Annotated in this window: 2 protein-coding genes; both read right to left on the reverse strand. The window is 72.6% G+C overall.

The genetic code is table 11. The features are described 5' to 3' along the window. Nucleotides 1-2,083, reverse strand: a 2,083-nt coding sequence (locus ACSNOD_RS29720; RefSeq protein WP_436770181.1) for a hypothetical protein, incomplete at its 3' end; no start/stop codon positions are given. Between the two features lie 659 nt (nt 2,084-2,742). Further along, nucleotides 2,743-3,568: carbohydrate ABC transporter permease (locus ACSNOD_RS29725; protein WP_436770182.1), on the reverse strand; the 826-nt coding region annotated here is incomplete at its 5' end.

A 3,568-nucleotide genomic window follows, 5' to 3' on the forward strand; every position in this document is an offset into this window, starting at 1 on the left:
GCGGGGCGGTTGCGGTCGGTGCCGTGGGGGTGGCCGCGGCGGTCAGCTTGAGGGTGACCCGGTTCTGCAGGGGGCCGGGGGCGGCCCAGCCGGAGAGCAGACCGGCGTACGGGCTGCCGAAGGGCACGGTCGACAGGGCCTGTTGCTGGCGGGTGCCGGGCGGCATGGTCGCGGTGACCCGTACGCCACTGGGCGCCTGCACGGTGACGGTGTCGCCGATGCGGTAGGCGGTGACCTGGCCGCTCGCGACCGCCGCGGCCCAGGCCGCCCGCCGCTGCAGTTCGGTGCCGATGTCGCGCATCCGCTGGTTGACCACCGGGGTGTCGGCGGCGAACAGGGCGCGGTAGTCGGCGAGGAGCCGCTCCAGGACGGGGTAGGCGATCCGGTCCTCGGCCAGGTTCGACTGGTGGATGAAGTGCGGCCGGGGGTCGTTGGAGACCGCGTGGCCGAGGGCGATCCGGGCCTCCAGCGGCACGATGTACGAGCGGTAGCCGGTCGCCGGGTCCAGCGGGGCGGGCAGACAGGTGGTGTTGGCGGCGCTCTCGCAGAGCCCGCTGCCGCCGTTGGCGCGCCGGGCGTAGATCCAGTTGTACTCGTCCACCTGCTCGGCCTCGCGGCCGGCGTTGTAGAAGACGTTCATCGGGAAGCGGGGCACGGTCAGGGCGGGGCCGAGCCGGCGCTGCCCGGGCTCGCGGGAGGTGTCGCTGGCGATCCAGCTCACCCCCGTGTCGGTGAGGGACGGCGCCAGGTTCGGGTTGTCGTCCGGCTGCTGCGGCAGGGTGCGCAGGCCGGAGTGCTCGCCGGTGACGAGCTCCTTGGCGTCGACGGGGAGCTGCTTGCCGGTGGCCCAGGTGTGGTTGTCGCGGATCTCCGCGGTGATGGTCGCCCGGTCGACCCACAGGACGTTGCCGGCCGCGTCGCGGGCGCAGCGCCAGGGCACGACCGTGACGTCCTGCACACAGCCGAGATAGGGGTGGGTGTAGGTGTGGTTGACCCAGCGGTAGGCGGCCCGGTCGGCGATCAGCCGGTCGGCCAGCGGGTCGCTGCCGCCGTTCTCCCGCTTGTGGAGCTCGCTGCCGCCGCCGTTGTAGACCATGTCCAGGGTCAGGCCGTTGGTCCGCGACCAGGACGCGGCGTACGCGGCGTCGGCCGCCGTCATCCGGATGGGGCTGATGGGCAGCGGGCCGCCGGCCGGGTCGCAGTCCACGTCGCCGGGGGTGCAGTTGTGCTCGCTGTTCCAGCGGGCGTCGGCGCCCAGGACGTCGTCGATGTGGACGGCGAAGTGGTTGCGGTCGGCGCCCAGGTGGATGCCCTGGGTCAGCCACGCGACGATGCCCCTGGCCAGCAGCCGGAACTGCTGCTGGTGCCGGTTGTAGACGAAGGTGACGACCAGCTCCCGGCGGCCGTCGTGGGCGTACTCGCCGATCAGCGAGCCGCGCGCGGAGCTGCCGGGGATCGGCGCGTCCACGTAGCTGGTGAAGCCGGTGCCGGCGGGCGGGGCGGCGAGCGGGGTCGCGAGATAGCCGTAGCTCTCCGCGACCTCGGCGGAGTTGTCCTCGAAGGGCACCGGGCCGCGCAGATAGCCGAAGGGGCCCGCGGTGCCGGCCGCCGTCACCGCGGCACCGAAGCCGTCCAGGGGGCCGATGTGGCCCGGGTCCTGGGCGTGGTTGAGGCCCACCTCGGGCCGGGCGTAGGTGTAGGCGTCGACCTGTCGGACGCCGAAGGTCTTCTCGTACGCGGCGAGCGCGGCCATCTCGGGGGAGCCGGCGCCGAAGGGGTTGTCGTTGGGCAGCACCACCCCCTGGTACTTGGCCCGGGGCCGGCCGTCGACGGTGTCCCCGAGGAACGCCGCGTCGATGCGCGGGCGTCCGCCGTCGCGCAGATCGACGGTGGTGTACGGGGTGCCCGCGGTGTCGAGCTGCGCGGCGATGGCCGCCACGGCGGGGCCGCCGTCGTCGACGACCAGCACTCTCAGGTCGACTCTCGGGATCACGGCGGCGGTGCCGACGCCACTGGCGGTCGACAGTGGGATCAACAGGGCCACGGCGGCGCACAGGGCCGCGGAACGGGTCGTCCAACCCATGACTGATGTCCTCCCCCGGGGCGGGCGGCCTTCGCAGGCACCACGTACTCCCGCTGTTGCTGTGCTGATGGGTGACGGGGGCGCGCCGGGCGTGGGCGCGGGCGCGGCCGTGGGCACGGGCACGCCGGCGCTCCGCACGGCGTGCCGGTGGTGATGTCACTTCTTGACGGAAGATGTTCTGACGCGATGAAAGGTGAAAAGGGAAGGCGGGAGTAATTCGAGGGCACCTGCTCCCGACTGCCGCAGAACAGTGTGGGCCATGGCGGGCGGGCATGGAGGGAAAATGGCCAAGCCGACCGAAAAACCTCGGGGGAATTCGTTTCGCCGGACCCGAACCTCCCTGTCGCCGCCTCGGAACACCGCTGTGACCTGGGCGTACCATCGATGGAGCGGAGGGCGGTGAAAGGGTGGCGGTGGGCGGTCGAGGGGGCGCGCGAAGGATCGAATCCGCGCCTTCGCGGGCGAAATGCGGGATTCCGTGTCCACCCCCGCGCAATTCACGTCAAAAGCCCGGGGGCGGGGGACTTCGCGTCCACGATCGGTATTCAGAAGTTCGAACAACGGTTTCGTCGGGCGGTTCGCCCCGTGGCGCGGCGCTTTTCGCCGCCACTCGTGGACTCTGCGTGTTCAGCTGGCGACGGTACGTGACCGGGCGGGGGTCACTCCTTGACCGCGCCCGCCAGCATGCCGCGGACCACGGTGCGCTGGAGGGCGGCGTAGGCGACGAGCACGGGCAGCGCGACGAGCACCGCCGCCGCGGCCGTGACCCCCGGGTCGCTGTTGCGCCGGTCGCCGGCGAAGAAGGAGAGCGCCACCGGCGCCGTCTGCACCCGCGGGTCGGCGGGCACCAGGACCAGGGCCAGCAGGAATTCGTTCCACGCGTACAGGAACAGCAGCGCCGACAGGGAGGCGACGGCCGGCAGCGTCACCGGCAGCAGCACCGAGCGCAGCGTCCGCAGCGGTGACGCCCCGTCGATCTCGGCGGCCTCGCGCAGCGACGGCGGCAGCGCGCCGAAGGCCGCCCGCATCCAGAAGGTGCCCAGCGCCAGCGACAGACCGACCTGCGGCAGGATCAGCGCCGCGTAGCTGTTGAGCAGGCCCCACTCCCTCATCTGGTAGTAGAGCGGAATGACCGTCACCTCGTAGGGCAGCACCAGCCCGATCAGCAGCACGCCCAGCAGCGCCCGGCGCAGCGGGAAGACCAGGCAGGCGAAGGCGTACCCGGCGGGAACCGCCACCAGCAGCGACAGCAGCACCACGGCCGCGGCCACCAGCAGGCTGGACAGCAGGGCGTGCGACAGCAGACCGCGCTCCCAGGCCGTGGTGAAGTTGCCGAGGTGCACCCCGTCGGGGATCGAGAAGCCGCTGACCCGGGCGCCGGGCTCGTGCAGGGCCACCAGCAGGATCTGCGCGAAGGGGTAGAGCGCTGTCAGGGAGGCCACCACCAGCAGGGCGTGTCCCGCCGCGCCCTCGGCCCGCCCGCCC

Source organism: Streptomyces sp. URMC 123, assembly GCF_051386515.1.
Lineage (GTDB): Bacteria > Actinomycetota > Actinomycetes > Streptomycetales > Streptomycetaceae > Streptomyces.